We start from the raw sequence: 15,174 nt of genomic DNA on the forward strand, positions 1-15,174 counted from the left end.
AAGCCCCGGTCGTTGTGATCGGGGCTTTTGCGTTTCTACAGCTGTCAGGTGTACTTACGCTTATCCGGCGCAGGCGGGAAGTACTGATACAACCAGGTTTCACTCAACGTCCGGTCATTGGTACGAATGAACAACCGCAGTTCCACCGGCGCCACGCTGTCATTGGTCGGGTACCAGTCAAAGGTAATGCGGTAACCCTTGATGTCATCCAGCACCAGCACGTTGAAATCCTTCACTTGCCCATTCGAGCACGTGACCACCGGCTCGATCCCCGCGCCTTCCGGCAAGCGGTCCAGACCGCCGCCCGTGAAGTCCACGGCAAACCGTCGCGCCCAGACCTCCGGGTAATGTTCGCCCGGCGCCCAGCCTTCGATGAAGCCGCCCATGCCCGAACGAGTGGCGTTGACCCGCGCCAATGGCGTGCCGACCGGAGGCAGTGCGCTCCAGTACAGCTTGTAGCCGTAGTTCAGGGAGTCGCCGGCCGCGACCGGTTTCTTCGGGGTCCAGAACGCGACGATGTTATCCAGGGTTTCGCCGGTTGTAGGAATTTCCAGCAGATCGATAGAGCCTTCGCCCCACGCGGTCGTAGGTTCTACCCACAGGCTCGGACGCTTGCTGTACCAGTCGACGGTGTCTTGATAGCTGTCGAACTCGTGATCGGTCTGCACCAGGCCGAAACCTTTCGGATCGGTGTCGGCGAAGGCATTGAATTGCAGGGTGGCCGGGTTGTTCAGCGGGCGGCAGATCCACTCGCCGTTGCCACGCCACATGGCCAGGCGATCCGAGTCGTGGATTTGCGGGTGAATCGTGTCGCACATGCGCCGTTCATGGGTGCCGCAGCTGAACATGCTGGTCATCGGCGCGATGCCCAATTGTTCGATGGCGGTACGCGCATTGATGTGGGCATCGATGCCCATGACGACCTGGCTGGCCTGACAGTCGATGTCGAAACGGTAAGCGCCGGTCGCGCTCGGTGAATCCAGCAGGGCGTAGACCACGAAGCGGGTGCTGTCCTTGTCCGGGGTCTCGAACCAGAACTTGGTGAAGTCCGGGAATTCTTCACGCTTCTTGGCATAGGTATCGATCGCCAGGCCGCGTGCCGACAGACCGTATTGGCCCGAGGCATCGACCGCACGGAAATAGCTGGCGCCGAGGAAGGACAGCACGTCGTGCTGGTCCAGCTCCGGGGCCTTGAACAGCTTGAACCCGGAAAACCCCAGGTCGCCCGTGAGCTGTTTGGTATCGACCGTGGTTTTCTCATAGTTGAACAGGGACGGGCGGAAATGCACCTCTCGCGCCTGACGCGTCTTGGGGTCGACGCTGTACATGCGCACCGGTTGCTTGAAACCCATGCCGACGTGGAAGAACTGCACATCCAGCTGACCGTTGAGGTCATTCCACAGCGAGTGGTTGCCGTCGTAGCGGATCGCGTTGAAATTTTGCGGCGTCATGGTCGCCAGGGTCGGCGGCAACACCTGCTTGGTGTCCTGATAGCGATTGCCGGCGAGCTGCTTGGCCTGGATTTTCAGCGCTTCAAAGTCGAAAGCCTGAGCTTCGCCGTCCGCCGCGCCAGTACCGGCCCAGGCCCGCGAAGCCAGCAGACCGGTGGCTGATAATCCGGTGTAGGCAGCGATGGCCATGGATGCTTTGAGCAAATTCCTGCGGTGCATAAGTTCAACCTGTCGTGAACAATCCCGCGCCGTTCCTGGCACGTGCTGGATCAAAAATAAAAGGTTCGGACATGCCTTCGGCCAAACGCAACGGTCATTTAACAGATAACAAATAGCTTAAACCGTTCGGTTGCGTACAAAAAATGATTGGTAGCACTTTGGCTTCGCGGCAATGAAACAAGAAATGTCGGTTAAGTTTTCCGACAGTACTTTCTGATTTATAGGGCATTTCTGCTTTTTTTGACTAATTACTCTAAAAACCGCTTTTCAGCGCCCGGATAGTTTCTATTCTGTGGTCATGACCGGTTTCTGCCCTTCAGGCCGGCGACTGACAAAAAGGAGAGGGCGATGCGGTTTTTGAAGTTTTCTCGGGCTTATAGAAGGACATCGTCCATGACGAAAGTACAAGGCATCACCCAGTTGCTGGGAATCCTTCCTTGCCTGACCACTGTGCGCCGAAGGCGTCGGGTCAGTTCGGACGAGATGAAGTTGTTGGAGCGCTATCGGGAGCTGTCGGAAAGCGACCAGATTGCGATGCGGTATCTGGTGGATGCGATGAGGAGTGTTTCGCGGTTTTGAAAAGGAGAAGGCTTTGGCCGTGACACAGGTGTCGCGGTCAGATCCTACAGAGCGGTAGGAACCCGACTACGATGAGCGGCGGTTGCAGACTTGCACGCCAAGTATTACGTTTCACGGCAGAGTAATACTCCAGGAGAGCATCATGACGACAACCATGACCAGCAAAGGGCAGGTCACTATTCCCAAGCCTATTCGCGACGCGCTGCACCTGACACCAGGTTCGGCCATAGAGTTTAGTGTCAACGCGCAAGGCGAGGTGGTGCTGCACAGCCATAAGGCAGTAGCCGACAAGACAGCCACACTCGACCGATTTGAGGCTGCGCGTGGTAAAGCGGATATCAAATGGCGAACCGACGATTTGATGGCATTGCTGCGAGGTGAGGACTGATGATATTGGTCGACACGAATGTGTTGATTGATGTTCTGGAAGACGACCCCGTCTGGGCTGACTGGTCCATTCAACAGCTACGTGCTCAATCCCAGATTCATGAATTGGCCATCAATCCGATTATTTACGCCGAACTGTCCCATACATTCACCACGTTTGAAGCGCTGGATGATGCGGTTACACAGCTCGGTTTGGCGATGCGGGAAGTCCCGCGTCCCGCCTTGTTTTTGGCAGGAAAGGCCTTTGTTCGTTACCGGAAAGTAGGCGGCGGAAAAAGTAACGTTTTGGCGGATTTTTTCATCGGTGCGCATGCCGCAGTGAAAAAGCTGCCGCTACTGACTCGGGATGCCAAGCGTTACCGCAGCTATTTTCCTTCGGTTGAATTGATAGTGCCGGCCTGAGACTTTCTGTCTCAACGGATAAACCTGCCGAGATGGCTATTCGTGGAGGTTTTGAGGGGAAGGCTAACAAAAGGGGCGGACTGTGAAGTCTGCCCCTTTTTCATTTTTTCACTCTACCTTCAACTGCAAGTGCCCACGATCGTGAACGGCCGTTGTGCCTGCATCAGATCAGGCATGTCCCGCCACTTGATCCAGGCCGACTGTTGCCAGTGCAATAGCGGCACAGAGAGCCCGCCCCATTGCAACGAACTCAGGCTTGGAATGTTATCCACAGATGTTGCTTTCGACTCACGCAGAGTAGGTATGACTTCGTTACTCAGCCACTGGCGCAGGTTTCGGTTTTCCGGGACGAAGTGGTGCACCAGAAGGGCGTACATCCCTGATTCGCTGACCATCAGTGATTCGACTGTTTTCCCACTCTTGAGCAACCAGACGTATCGACGCTGATCGGGATCGAGTTTCAGGGTGAGGCGTTGATCCATCGGGCGGCCCATCAGGCGACCGAGGTCCTGGACGCAGAACCAGGCTTGGTTGTCCTGCATGAAGGCGTGGAGGAAGCGGTTGTGGCGGGTGAAGACGGATGGGGTGAAATGAGGATGGGTTTCAGACGGATTTAGCGTGTGTTCAAGCATTTTTTCGACTCCAAGTTGAAAAGGGAGCCGCCACTCAGAGGAGCGCGGTTGCGCCATATTGATTGTGTTCCGGCTTCGACCCCGGGTCGCTGATTTGGCAGCGACGAGGTAAAGCCTATCGTTCAGGCGCTCGCGGCGCCAAGTCTACTCTGCCGCCGCATGCTGTAGGAATTGGGGCTTTTACCGGAAAGTTCGGTCTGTAGGAATTTCCTGTTTTTGCATGAGAGTCAGCGCCACACGGCATTTGACTGGAATCTCTGTTTTTCATTGCCTATGGTCAAAAAGCGCCAAGGAAATTTCGGTGCTTATGGACAGGGTTTAAAAATGGAGAATGCCTTGAAAGTATCCCTCAAACAGATAAACGGTCCTTGGGACCTGGGATGGGTGCTGGACAAGCACATGATAAGTAGTACCTTTCTAGGGGAAGATGAGCATGGAAAACCACGTTTCGATAACCACCGTACCGAGGTAGGACAGGCAACCTACCAGCTCAAATACCAGAAGGATTGGAGTCAAGTGGGCCCTCTTGCTCAAGCTGTAGCTACGAATGTTTTACCTAAACTTACTCAAGTAGGGTTCGTAGTTCCTATGCCGGCTTCGAATGTACGTGCACGACAACCCGTTACTGAGGTTGCCATGGAGTTAGGACGAATAATAGGGAAGCCTGTATTCTCGGATTTACTCCGAAAGGCCGCTACGGGGCAATCGCTTAAAGATTTGCATTCTAAGGCTGAAAAGGTTGCTGCTATCGGAGCTAGCTTCAGTGTGAATGATGAAATTACCAATACAGGCTGCTGGAATATTTTGGTCGTTGATGATTTGTTTGACAGTGGGGCGTCAATGGATGCCGCCTGCGCTGCTTTACGTAAATATCCCAAAGTGGGAAAAATCTACGTCGCGGCATTAACTTGGAAATGAGATAGATGACAACTGTATTCATTGCGGGCTCTATTAATATCAAACACCTTGATCCGAAGGTTAAAGAGCGTATCAATAATATCGTTGATTCAGAGTTTGATGTCGTGGTGGGTGACGCAGGCGGAGCCGATACTTCTATTCAAGAGTATCTGTTGAGCCTGGCTCGATCTAAAACTACTATTTATTGCAGTGGCGTGGCCCCGCGAAACAATCTCGGAGAATGGCCGGCTAGAACAGTGGAAACCAAGCACTCCAAAGGGTCGCGAGCTTTTTTTACGGCGAAGGATGTTGTCATGGCCGAGGCCGCGGATTACGGCTTGATGATATGGGATGCAAAAAGTACTGGAACACTGAGTAACGTAATTGAGCTGTTGTCTAGAAAGAAAAAGTCTCTCGTTTTCGTTAATAAAGAAAAAGCTTTTAAGGTGGTAGGGAATGTGAGTCAGCTTGAGGAACTTGTTGCGTTTATGTCGGATTACGCTAAACAAAAGGCAGATGAAAAAATCAAGCTTTTCGATCGCATATCTTTGCTGAAGCACGATCAAGCAGAACTGTTGCTTTGATGGTTTTCTCTTCAGTCAATAGTTGTCATTAACTCCCCTTTCTCTAGGCGTGTGAGAAAGGGGATATTTCAGCGACGGCACCACTAGCGGTGCCGAGGGAGCAAAAAAACTTATCGACTAACCTTCCAAGCATCCCCCGCCGGCGCAGTCCCATGGTCATACGGCTTGGCAAGCCACATGTAAACCAGCCCCAACCCAATCACGATCGCAGTACTCAACACCATCGCGTAGTTGATGTACCACGCCGCATCCGGCGTACGCGGCCAGGCCATGTTGATGATCGCGCCGACGCCATAAACCAGTGCGCCGATGTTCACTGCCCAGCCCCAGGCACCGAGGGTGAACTTGCCACTAGGTTTCCAGCCCTTCATACGCGCATACAACGCGGCGAGCACGATCATCTGGAACGCCAGGTAGATACCGATGGCCGCGAAGCTGACGATGGTTGCCACCGCATCCTGCAGGAAGAAGCCCAGCACAATGATCAGTGCTGGCAGGACGCCGGACACGAACAGCGCAGCAACCGGAACCTGAGTCGTAGGGGAAATCTTCTTCAGCAGTGAGCTGCCGATGATCATTTCATCCCGAGCGTAGGAATACAGCAGACGACTCGCCGCCGCTTGCAGGCTGATGACGCAGGAGATGAAGGAAATCATGACCACGCCCATCACCACTTTCGAACCGACCGGGCCGAAGGCGTTGTTGAGAATGGTGGTGACCGGATCCTTGTCGGTGCCGTTGATCACTGCTTGCATGTCTGGCACGGCGAGGATCAGCGCCAGGCAGGCGAACATCGCCGCGATGCCGCCGATGTAGATGGTCATGCGCATGGCCACCGGGATCTGTTTGCTCGGGTTCGGGGTTTCTTCGGCCACATCGCCGCAGGCCTCGAAGCCGTAGTACAGGAACATCCCCGCCAGCGAGGCGGTGAGGAACGCCGGCAGATACGAGCCGTCGACGCTGATATCGAAGGTGTTGAACAACACACTGATCGATTGATGACGCTCGAAGATCAGCAAATAAAGGCCGACGATCACCGCACCGACCAGTTCGCAGAGGAAGCCGAACATGGCGATCCGTGCCAGCACCTTGGTGCCGCTGAGGTTGACCAGCGTGGCGAACAACGTCAGGAACAGTGCGATGACGATGTTGGTGTTGTTGCTCGGTTCAAAGCCCATCATGGCGGCCAGGTATGGACCGGCGCCCACCGCAACAGCCGCGATGGTGACGCACAGGGCGATGGAGTAGATCCAGCCGACCATCCACGCCCAGCGCTTGCCCACCAAGCGACGAGCCCACGGGTACACGCCGCCGGAAATCGGGAACTGCGAGACCACTTCACCGAAGATCAGGCACACCAGCAACTGGCCGCAGCCGACCAGCAAATAGGCCCAGAACATCGGTGGCCCACCGGCGGCGAGGCACAGGCCGAACAGGGTATAAACCCCTACGACCGGAGAGAGATAAGTGAAGCCCAGGGCGAAGTTTTCCCATAGGCTCATGCTGCGATTGAAGTTCGAGGTGTAGCCCAGCTTGCGCAGTTGCTCGGCGTCGCTGTCAGCGACGGGTACAGCGAGTTCGGGTGTTGAATCCATGGTGTTAGCTCCGGAAAATCGGCAGATTTCGGATGTCCGAAACCGTGGCAGGGCCATGACGGCGCTGCCCGGATCGGTGGTTATTGTTTTGTGTTGCGGTGAGGCCATCGCGAGCAGGGGAATGCGCCTGCTCGCGAAGCTTTTTTAATGCTTGAACATCACATGCCGAACGACGGTGTAGTCCTCCAGCCCGTACATGGACATGTCCTTGCCATAACCGGACAGTTTCTGACCGCCGTGCGGCATTTCGCTGACCAGCATGAAGTGTGTATTCACCCAGGTGCAGCCGTACTGCAAGCGTGCGGACAAGCGATGCGCACGACCGACGTCCGAGGTCCAGACCGACGAGGCCAGGCCGTAGTTAGAATCGTTGGCCCAGCCCAGCACCTGTGCTTCATCGGCGAATTTGGTCACCGATACCACCGGCCCGAACACTTCACGACGGACGATTTCATCGTCCTGTTGTGCGTCGGCCAACACCGTTGGTTCGAAGAAGAAGCCATTGCCTTCAACCGCTTTGCCGCCGGTGATCAATCGGATATGCGGCTGCGCCAAAGCACGCTCGACAAATCCGGCCACGCGGTCGCGATGTTGCGCGGTGATCAACGGGCCCAGCTCGGTCGACGGATCGTCCTGCAAACCGTACTTGATGCTGCTGACCGCTTCGCCGAGCTTCTCGACGAATTTGTCGTAGATGCCTTCCTGCGCATAGATGCGGCAGGCGGCGGTGCAGTCCTGGCCGGCGTTGTAGAAGCCGAAGGTGCGAATGCCTTCCACGGCCGCATCGATGTCGGCGTCGTCGAAGATGATCACCGGGGCTTTGCCGCCCAGTTCCATGTGCATGCGTTTGACGCTGTCAGCGGTGCTGGAAATGATGTTCGAACCGGTGGCAATTGAGCCGGTCAACGAGACCATGCGCACTTTCGGGTGTGTGACCAGCGGGCTACCGACTGTAGGACCGCGACCGAACACCAGGTTAAGCACACCGGCCGGGAAAATATCCGACGCCAGTTCTGCCAGACGCAGCGCGGTCAGCGGGGTTTGTTCCGACGGCTTGAGCACCACGGTATTACCCGCCGCGAGGGCCGGGGCGATTTTCCAGGCGACCATCATCAATGGGTAGTTCCACGGTGCGATGGAGGCGATCACGCCGACCGGGTCGCGGCGGATCATCGAGGTGTGGCCGTGCAGGTATTCACCGCCCGCCGAACCGCTCATGCAACGGCTGGCGCCGGCGAAGAAACGGAACACGTCGGCAATCGCCGGGATCTCGTCGTTCAGTGCAGCGCTGTAAGGTTTACCGCAGTTGTCCGATTCCAGTTTGGCCAGCTCTTCGCCGTGTGCTTCGATGGCGTCGGCGAGTTTGAGCAGCAGCAGCGAACGTTCTTTCGGCGTGGTTTGCGACCAGCCTTCGAAGGCGCTGTCGGCGGCACGCACGGCGGCATCGACCTGGGCTTCACTGGCTTCGTTGATTTCCACCAACACACGACCGAGGGCCGGGTTGAACACCGGTTGGGCGGGGCCTTCGCCGTCGATCAGTTGGCCATTGATCAAGAGTTTGGTTTGCATGGCTTTGTCCTCTTTCTACCGCAAATTCATTATTGGAATTGTCAGGAAAATCACTTGCCACCACTGCCCGCAACGCTTTCGCCGCCACGGGTCAGGTAATAGGCGCCGAGGATCGGCAGCATGGTCACCATCATCACCAGCATCGCGACGACGTTGGTCACCGGCACGTCCCGTGGGCGGCTGAGCTGGTTGAGCAGCCACAGCGGCAGGGTGCGTTCATGGCCGGCGGTGAAGGTGGTGACGATGATTTCGTCGAACGACAGTGCAAACGCCAACATGCCGCCGGCCAGCAACGCCGAGCCGAGGTTCGGCAGGACGATGTAGCGGAAGGTCTGCCAGCCATCGGCGCCAAGGTCCATCGAAGCTTCGATCAAACTGTGAGAAGTGCGACGCAACCGGGCGATGACGTTGTTGTAGACGATCACCACACAGAAGGTCGCGTGACCGACGATGATGGTGAACATTCCCGGCTCGATCCCCAGCGTCTTGAAGGTCGCCAGCAATGCGATGCCGGTGATGATCCCCGGCAAGGCAATCGGCAGGATCAGCATCAGCGAGATGCCTTGCTTGCCGAAGAAATCCCGGCGGTACAACGCCGCCGATGCCAGTGTGCCGAGGACCAACGCAATCAACGTCGCGACGGAAGCGATTTGCAGCGACAGCTTGATTGCTTCCAGCACGTCCGGTCGCGAGAACGCCACGCCGATCCACTTCAGGGTGAAGCCCTTGGGCGGGAAGCTGAACGCTGCGTCTTCGGTGTTGAAGGCGTACAGGAAGATGATCAGGATCGGAAAGTGCAGAAACACCAACCCGCCCCAGGCGGCGATGCGCAGGCCGAGCGAGGCTTTCTCCCCGTGCGTTTCTGGCCTTGGTTTTTTTGCATCAGAGCGCATCGAAGGCCCCCAGTCGTTTCACGACAGTCAGGTAAATGGCGATCAACACAATCGGCACCAACGTGAAGGCCGCGGCCATCGGCATGTTGCCGATCGCGCCTTGCTGGGCGTACACCATGCTGCCGACGAAGTAGCCCGGCGGGCCCACCAGTTGCGGCACGATGAAGTCGCCCAGGGTCAGTGAAAAGGTGAAGATCGAACCGGCCGCGATGCCCGGAATCGACAGCGGCAGCGTCACTTGCATGAAGGTCTGGCGTGGCTTGGCACCGAGGTCGGCCGAGGCTTGCAGCAACGAGGGCGGCAGACGTTCCAGCGAAGCCTGGATCGGCAGGATCATGAACGGCAGCCAGATGTAGACGAACACCATGAACCGGCCCAGGTGCGAGGTCGACAAGGTGCTGCCGCCGACGCCCGGAATGCCCAGAATGAACTGCAAAACCGGCTCAAGACCCAGGTGCTGAACGAACCACTGCGCCACGCCGCCCTTGGCCAGCAGCAAGGTCCAGGCATACGCCTTGACGATGTAACTGGCCCACATCGGCATCATCACCGCGATGTAGAAAAACGCCTTGGTTTTGCCGGTGGTGTAGCGCGCCATGTAGTAGGCGATCGGGAACGCGACGATGGCGCTGGCGATCGAGACGACGACGGCCATGCTCAAGGTGCGCAGGATGATGTCGAAGTTCGACGGCTGGAACAGCGCAGCGAAGTTCGCCAGGGTCAGGTCGGGCGTGACCGCCATGGTGAAGTCGTCGAAGGTGTAGAAACCTTGCCATAGCAGAACCAGCAGCGAACCGAGGTAGATCGCGCCGAACCACAGCAGCGGCGGCACCAGCAGCAGTGACAGGTAAAAGTTCGGCCGGCGATACAGCAGGTTGGAAAACCTGCGCAACGGCGAGCCGCCGGCCGGGGTTTGAGGGAGAGCCACGCTGTTCATCTCACACCCCACCGACAACGGTGTCGTGCAGCGGGATCATCGCTTCCCGTGCCCAGCGCGCGCTGATGCGTTGCCCGGTCTGATGTTGCGCGCTGACGTCCAGCCACTGGACGTTGGCCTGGCTGATGTTCAGGGTCTGGCCGTTTTCCAGTTTCAGTTCATAGCGCGTGGCGCTGCCCTGGTACTGAATGTCATGGAGCAAACCGCTGACTTCGATTTCATGGCTGGCCAGCGGCCCTTCGGCGAAACGCACGTGTTCCGGGCGAATCGAAAACGGCTGTGGATTGCCGCTCAATTGTTTCGCCAGGTCGCCGCGAATCACGTTGGAGGTGCCGACGAATTCCGCCACAAAGGTTGTAGCCGGTTTCATGTAGAGGTTGCGCGGCGTGTCGACCTGCTCGATGCGCCCCTTGTTGAACACTGCCACACGATCCGACATCGACAGCGCTTCGGTCTGGTCATGAGTGACGAAGATGAAGGTGATGCCGAGCTGGCGTTGCAGCTTCTTCAATTCACCCTGCATTTGCTCGCGCAGCTTCAAGTCGAGCGCGCCCAACGGTTCATCGAGCAGCAGCACGCGCGGACGATTGACCAGGGCGCGGGCCAGGGCCACACGCTGGCGCTGACCGCCGGACAGTTGCACCGGTTTACGCTCGCCGTAACCGCCGAGGGCGACCATGTCGAGGGCTTCTTCGGCGCGTTTCTGGCGTTCGGACTTGCCGACGCCTTTGACCTTCAAACCGTAAGCGACGTTGTCGAGTACGTTCATGTGCGGGAACAGCGCGTAATCCTGGAACACGGTGTTCACGTCACGCTGATATGGCGGGAGCCCGGTGGCTTCTTCGCCGTGAATATGGATAGAGCCTGCACTCGGCTGTTCGAAACCGGCGATCAGGCGCAGACAGGTGGTTTTGCCCGAGCCGGAAGGGCCCAGCATGGAAAAGAACTCGCCGTCCTGGATATCGATGGAAACCCGGTCAACGGCCTTCACTTCGCCGAACTGACGGGAAACGTTGGTGAACTGGACTGCAAGCGTCATGGTGCGGTGCTCCAAAAAGGCGAGGGCCTCACAGCGGCCCCTGCCTGGACTTCTGAAAAACTGAAACTTAATGAACAGCGTCGTAGCAGCTGTCGAGGTACGAGGCTGCGTCGGGCTGCGCAGCGGCCCCGAGGGCGGTCCTGCGGACACCGCAACGCAGCCTCGTGCCTCGGCAGCTGCTACGGTGGGCTCAGCGACCGCCCATGATCGCGATGTAGTCCTGGGTCCAGCGGCTGTACGGCACGAATTTTCCGCCTTCAGCCTGCGGGGTTTTCCAGAAGGCCAGGTTCTCGAATTGGTCGTAACCGTTGGTCTTGCAACCTTCGGCGCCGAGCAATTCGCTTTCCTTGCACCCCGCCGGAACCGCCGGCAACGAACCGAACCATGCCGCTAGGTCACCCTGGACTTTCGGTTGCAGCGACCAGTCCATCCATTTGTAAGCGCAGTTGGGGTGCTTGGCTTCGGCGTGGAGCATGGTGGTGTCGGCCCAACCCGTTGCACCTTCTTTTGGAATCACCGAGGCAACCGGCTGCTTGTCCGCCACCAGGCCGTTGACCATGTAACCCCACGTGCTGGACGCCGCCACGCCTTCGTTTTTGACGTCACTCATCTGGACCGTTGCGTCATGCCAGTAGCGGTGGATCAAGGGCTGTTGCTTGCGAAGCAGTTCCAGCGCCGCTTTGTATTGCGCTTCGTTGAGCTGGTACGGGTCTTTGATGCCCAGTTCCGGCTGTTTCGATTTGAGATAAAGCGCCGCATCGGCGATGTAGATCGGGCCGTCGTAGGCCTGGACCCGACCCTTGTTGGACTTGCCGTCCGGCAGGGTCTGTTCTTCGAACACCACACTCCAGCTGTCCGGCGCCGTTTTGAAGATATTGGTGTTGTACATCAACACGTTCGGGCCCCATTGGTACGGGGTGCCGTAGGTTTGCTTGTTGACGACGTACCACGGGCCATCCTTGAGGCGAGGGTCAATGCTCTTCCAGTTCGGGATCAACGCCGTGTTGATCGGCTGCACACGCTTGCCGGCGATCAACCGCAGGGAGGCATCACCGGATGCAGTCACCAGGTCGTAACCACCCTTGGACATCAGGCTGACCATCTCATCGGAAGTGGCGGCTGTCTTGACGTTGACCTTGCAGCCGGTCTCCTTTTCGAAGCCGGTGACCCAGTCGTAGGCCTTGTCGCTTTCGCCACGTTCGATGTAGCCAGGCCAAGCCACAATATCCAGCTGACCTTCGCCGGCACCGACGGCTTTCAGCGGTTCGGCGGCCTGGATACTGGCACTGGCCAGCAGCGCGGTGGTGATTGCACTGAGCAGTGCGGTCTTGTGCACGAACATGGGGTTTCCCTCTTCTTTAATTATGGTCGGGGCAGTTTTGAACGTGGTGAAGCCGATGCCTTTACGGCTAATTGTTAGCGTAGTGCGCTTTTACAAATGCTGTCCGTGGCGAGCCATGATGTGCCGCACCACGCTGTAGTCCTGAAGCGAATCGCTGGATAAGTCCTTGCCGTAGCCCGAACGTTTCAGGCCGCCGTGGGGCATTTCGCTGACCAGCATGAAATGGCTGTTGATCCAGGTGCAGCCGTACTGCAAGCGCGCCGCGACCTGCATGGCCTTGTCGAGGTTCTGGGTCCAGACCGATGAAGCGAGGCCGTATTCCGAGTCGTTGGCCCAGTCCACGGCTTGTTCGAGCTGATCGAAACGGGTCACGGTGACCACCGGCCCGAACACTTCGCGCTGGACGATCTCATCGCTCTGCTTGCAACCGGCCAGCAACGTCGGCTGGTAATAGAAGCCAGCACCGGAATGCACTGCCGCGCCGGTCACCCGCTCGATATGCGGCTGGCCGAGGGCGCGCTCGACGAAACTGGCCACGCGGTCGCGTTGGCGGGTGCTGATCAGCGGGCCGATCTCGTTGTCGGCGTCGCGCTTGCCGGCGAAGCGCAGGCTGCTGACCGCCGCGCCGAGTTCGGCCACCAAGCGATCATGAATCCCGGCCTGTGCATAAATTCGGCACGCTGCGGTGCAATCCTGGCCGGCGTTGTAATAACCGTAAGTGCGCACGCCTTCGACCACGGCTTGAATGTCGGCATCGTTGCAGACGATCACCGGGGCCTTGCCGCCGAGTTCGAGGTGAGTGCGCTTCAGGGTTTTTGCTGCGGCCTGAAGGATTTTTTGCCCGGTGACGATATCGCCGGTCAACGACACCATGCGCACTTTAGGATGACTGACCAAGTGGCTGCCGACGCCTTCACCGCCACCGCAAATGATGTTGATCACACCGCGCGGCAGGATCTCGGCCAGCGCGGGCGCCAGGGCCAGAATCGACAGCGGCGTGTGTTCGGACGGCTTGAACACCAGCGTGTTGCCGGCGGCCAGGGCCGGGGCGATTTTCCACGCTGCCATCATGATCGGGTAGTTCCACGGCGCAATCGATGCCACCACGCCAATCGGATCGCGACGAACCATGCTGGTGTAGCCCGGCAGGTATTCGCCGCTGAGCTGACCGGTCTGGCAACGCACGGCACCGGCGAAGAAGCGGAACACATCGACCGTCGCGCTCAAGTCATCCTGACGGGCCAGGTGCAACGGCTTGCCACAGTTCAGGGATTCGAGACGGGCGAGGAGGTCGGCTTGTTTTTCGATAGCGTTGGCGATGTCCAGCAACAGGTTCGAGCGTTGTTGCGGCGTGGTCCGCGACCAACTGGCAAAGGCGCGGTGGGCGGCGAGGATCGCGGCTTCGACCTGCTCGGTGCTGGCTTCGGCAATGTGCGTCAGCACTTCCCCGGTGGCCGGGTTGAGGATCGGTTCGACAAACCCCTGGCCCGCGACCAATTCGCCATCGATCAACAACGCGGTGAACAACGGGGTCTGCGCGCCAGCCATTTTTCGGGTTCTCTTTTCTTGTGTGGCCATGCTGCTCCCTGTGACTGGGGCGCGGCCGTCTTATAGATGTACCAAGACTAGGCGCCGCACCCGAGGTCGACAAATACTAAATACTGAAGGTGGCGTTCGATTAAATAGATGGCTTGCGCCCGCCATGGGGTTGCTCGCGGGCAACGGTCAGGAATGGGTCCACCAGCGCTGGGCGCGCGGTGCCACGACGCCAGGCCAGGCCGACGTCCAACGTCTGGCTCAGGTCGGCGATCGGGCGCGCTTCGATGATGTCGCCCTCCAGTGACCACGGGCGGTAAGTCATGTCTGGCTGGATCGACACGCCCAACCCCGCTGCCACCAGGCTTCGTACCGCTTCCGTCGACGCCGTTTTTAAGGTGATGCGCGGTTGCAGCGAAGCCGCCGCCCACATGCGCTGGGCGTTACGGTCCATTTCATCGACGTTCAGCTGAATCAACGGCTCACGGGCCACGTCGGCGAGATTGATGCTGTCGTGTTCCAGCAGCGGATGCTGGGCCGGCAGCCATAACCGGTGCGGCGAGTGGGTCAGCACTTCGGTCTGCAAGGCGTGGCGGTCTTCGAGGTTGGAGAGGATCAACACCCCGACATCGATCTCACCGCTGACCAGCAAATGCTCAATGTAAGGGCGCTCGTCCTCCATCACCCGGATCTCGACATTGGGGTAGGCGCGCTGGAAACGGGTGAGTAGATCCGCAAGGTAGTAACCGGCCACCAGGCTGGTCACGCCGATGATCAACTGCCCGGCGACTTGATCGGTGCTCTGTTGCAGGCTGCGTTTGGCGTTGTCCACCGTCGCCAGAATCAGGTGCGCCTGGCGTAGGAATTGGTGGCCCTGGTGGGTCAGCGTCATGCCCTTGGCGTGACGGTTGAACAGGCCGACGCCGATTTCCTGCTCCAATTGCTGGATGGCCAGGGTCAAGGTGGACTGAGAAATGAACGCGGTTTGTGCCGCGGCGGAGATCGAGCCGGTCTCGGCCACGGCGATGAAGTGACGGATCTGACGCAAGGTCATCATGGATAAAGTACCCGGTGAGCGGTTTTTATAGATTTGCTTGAGTGTATATCCATTT

15 protein-coding genes are annotated in these 15,174 nt (G+C 58.2%); 5 read left to right on the forward strand and 10 right to left on the reverse strand.

The genetic code is table 11. The annotated features are described in order from the left end of the window. Positions 1–44: 44 nt before the first annotated feature. Positions 45–1,670, reverse strand: a complete 1,626-nt coding sequence (locus ACSQ87_RS06440; protein WP_008151641.1) for a glucan biosynthesis protein D — start codon at positions 1,668–1,670, stop codon at positions 45–47. Between the two features lie 393 nt (positions 1,671–2,063). Between ACSQ87_RS06440 and ACSQ87_RS06445 the strand changes: the two genes are divergently transcribed. From ACSQ87_RS06445 to ACSQ87_RS06455, 3 genes are all read left to right on the forward strand, one after another. Continuing rightward, the gene (locus ACSQ87_RS06445) at positions 2,064–2,249 is read left to right on the forward strand and encodes a hypothetical protein (RefSeq protein WP_008151642.1); all 186 of its coding nucleotides are present in this window, start codon (positions 2,064–2,066) and stop codon (positions 2,247–2,249) included. 142 nt (positions 2,250–2,391) lie between these two features. Continuing rightward, positions 2,392–2,637, forward strand: a complete 246-nt coding sequence (locus tag ACSQ87_RS06450) for an AbrB/MazE/SpoVT family DNA-binding domain-containing protein (protein ID WP_223429726.1) — start codon at positions 2,392–2,394, stop codon at positions 2,635–2,637. Further along, positions 2,637–3,038, forward strand: coding sequence for a type II toxin-antitoxin system VapC family toxin (locus tag ACSQ87_RS06455; protein ID WP_140677731.1), 402 nt, complete (start codon positions 2,637–2,639; stop codon positions 3,036–3,038). Before ACSQ87_RS06450 ends, ACSQ87_RS06455 begins: the two co-directional genes overlap by 1 nt. Before the next feature lie 119 nt (positions 3,039–3,157). Here the strand turns inward: ACSQ87_RS06455 and ACSQ87_RS06460 are convergent, their stop codons facing one another. Next, positions 3,158–3,670 carry a BRO-N domain-containing protein gene (locus ACSQ87_RS06460; protein ID WP_436273561.1) on the reverse strand — a complete coding sequence of 171 codons (513 nt, stop codon included), beginning with the start codon at positions 3,668–3,670 and terminating at the stop codon, positions 3,158–3,160. 216 nt (positions 3,671–3,886) lie between these two features. On the opposite strand from ACSQ87_RS06460, the gene ACSQ87_RS06465 reads away from it, so the two are divergent. After that, positions 3,887–4,588: a ComF family protein gene (locus ACSQ87_RS06465; RefSeq protein WP_223429728.1), complete on the forward strand. Its 702-nt coding sequence runs from the start codon at positions 3,887–3,889 to the stop codon at positions 4,586–4,588. A 5-nt stretch (positions 4,589–4,593) separates the two neighbouring features. Beyond that, positions 4,594–5,151 (forward strand): hypothetical protein, encoded by a 558-nt coding sequence (locus ACSQ87_RS06470; protein ID WP_223429729.1) that lies wholly within the window; start codon positions 4,594–4,596, stop codon positions 5,149–5,151. Between the two features lie 110 nt (positions 5,152–5,261). Here ACSQ87_RS06470 and ACSQ87_RS06475 read toward each other — a convergent pair whose 3' ends face one another. The 8 genes from ACSQ87_RS06475 to ACSQ87_RS06510 all read right to left on the reverse strand — a co-directional run bounded on the left by ACSQ87_RS06475 (position 5,262) and on the right by ACSQ87_RS06510 (position 15,119). Next, a complete protein-coding gene (locus ACSQ87_RS06475) occupies positions 5,262–6,746 on the reverse strand; it encodes an APC family permease (RefSeq protein WP_223429730.1) in 1,485 nt (494 codons plus the stop codon). A 144-nt stretch (positions 6,747–6,890) separates the two neighbouring features. Then, the gene (locus tag ACSQ87_RS06480) at positions 6,891–8,315 is read right to left on the reverse strand and encodes a gamma-aminobutyraldehyde dehydrogenase (protein WP_223429731.1); all 1,425 of its coding nucleotides are present in this window, start codon (positions 8,313–8,315) and stop codon (positions 6,891–6,893) included. A gap of 50 nt (positions 8,316–8,365) precedes the next feature. Next, positions 8,366–9,208 carry an ABC transporter permease gene (locus tag ACSQ87_RS06485; protein WP_223429732.1) on the reverse strand — a complete coding sequence of 281 codons (843 nt, stop codon included), beginning with the start codon at positions 9,206–9,208 and terminating at the stop codon, positions 8,366–8,368. Further along, positions 9,198–10,145 carry an ABC transporter permease gene (locus tag ACSQ87_RS06490; RefSeq protein WP_223429733.1) on the reverse strand — a complete coding sequence of 316 codons (948 nt, stop codon included), beginning with the start codon at positions 10,143–10,145 and terminating at the stop codon, positions 9,198–9,200. Before ACSQ87_RS06490 ends, ACSQ87_RS06485 begins: the two co-directional genes overlap by 11 nt. Before the next feature lies 1 nt (position 10,146). Next, a complete protein-coding gene (locus tag ACSQ87_RS06495) occupies positions 10,147–11,184 on the reverse strand; it encodes an ABC transporter ATP-binding protein (RefSeq protein ID WP_223429734.1) in 1,038 nt (345 codons plus the stop codon). Positions 11,185–11,374: 190 nt separating this feature from the next. Next, positions 11,375–12,526 carry a putative ABC transporter substrate-binding protein YdcS gene (gene ydcS, locus ACSQ87_RS06500; RefSeq protein WP_150654784.1) on the reverse strand — a complete coding sequence of 384 codons (1,152 nt, stop codon included), beginning with the start codon at positions 12,524–12,526 and terminating at the stop codon, positions 11,375–11,377. Positions 12,527–12,616: 90 nt separating this feature from the next. Then, complete coding sequence (locus tag ACSQ87_RS06505; RefSeq protein WP_436273562.1) at positions 12,617–14,104, reverse strand: gamma-aminobutyraldehyde dehydrogenase; 1,488 nt, start codon at positions 14,102–14,104, stop codon at positions 12,617–12,619. A gap of 100 nt (positions 14,105–14,204) precedes the next feature. Continuing rightward, positions 14,205–15,119 (reverse strand): LysR family transcriptional regulator, encoded by a 915-nt coding sequence (locus ACSQ87_RS06510; RefSeq protein WP_223429736.1) that lies wholly within the window; start codon positions 15,117–15,119, stop codon positions 14,205–14,207. Between the last annotated feature and the right edge of the window lie 55 nt (positions 15,120–15,174).

Source organism: Pseudomonas sp. LjRoot277 (assembly GCF_964253845.1).
Taxonomy (GTDB): domain Bacteria; phylum Pseudomonadota; class Gammaproteobacteria; order Pseudomonadales; family Pseudomonadaceae; genus Aquipseudomonas.

Excerpts from the sequence above, each read along its gene's own strand:
- ACSQ87_RS06480 (WP_223429731.1), bottom strand. The coding sequence starts at position 8,315 with ATGCAAACCAAACTCTTGATCAATGGCCAACTGATCGACGGCGAAGGC.
- ACSQ87_RS06450 (WP_223429726.1), top strand. The coding sequence starts at position 2,392 with ATGACGACAACCATGACCAGCAAAGGGCAGGTCACTATTCCCAAGCCT.
- ACSQ87_RS06510 (WP_223429736.1), bottom strand. The coding sequence starts at position 15,119 with ATGATGACCTTGCGTCAGATCCGTCACTTCATCGCCGTGGCCGAGACC.
- ACSQ87_RS06445 (WP_008151642.1), top strand. The coding sequence starts at position 2,064 with ATGACGAAAGTACAAGGCATCACCCAGTTGCTGGGAATCCTTCCTTGC.
- ACSQ87_RS06440 (WP_008151641.1), bottom strand. The coding sequence starts at position 1,670 with ATGCACCGCAGGAATTTGCTCAAAGCATCCATGGCCATCGCTGCCTAC.
- ACSQ87_RS06470 (WP_223429729.1), top strand. The coding sequence starts at position 4,594 with ATGACAACTGTATTCATTGCGGGCTCTATTAATATCAAACACCTTGAT.
- ACSQ87_RS06490 (WP_223429733.1), bottom strand. The coding sequence starts at position 10,145 with ATGAACAGCGTGGCTCTCCCTCAAACCCCGGCCGGCGGCTCGCCGTTG.
- ACSQ87_RS06495 (WP_223429734.1), bottom strand. The coding sequence starts at position 11,184 with ATGACGCTTGCAGTCCAGTTCACCAACGTTTCCCGTCAGTTCGGCGAA.
- ACSQ87_RS06505 (WP_436273562.1), bottom strand. The coding sequence starts at position 14,104 with ATGGCCACACAAGAAAAGAGAACCCGAAAAATGGCTGGCGCGCAGACC.
- ACSQ87_RS06455 (WP_140677731.1), top strand. The coding sequence starts at position 2,637 with ATGATATTGGTCGACACGAATGTGTTGATTGATGTTCTGGAAGACGAC.
- ydcS (WP_150654784.1), bottom strand. The coding sequence starts at position 12,526 with ATGTTCGTGCACAAGACCGCACTGCTCAGTGCAATCACCACCGCGCTG.
- ACSQ87_RS06475 (WP_223429730.1), bottom strand. The coding sequence starts at position 6,746 with ATGGATTCAACACCCGAACTCGCTGTACCCGTCGCTGACAGCGACGCC.
- ACSQ87_RS06460 (WP_436273561.1), bottom strand. The coding sequence starts at position 3,670 with ATGCTTGAACACACGCTAAATCCGTCTGAAACCCATCCTCATTTCACC.
- ACSQ87_RS06485 (WP_223429732.1), bottom strand. The coding sequence starts at position 9,208 with ATGCGCTCTGATGCAAAAAAACCAAGGCCAGAAACGCACGGGGAGAAA.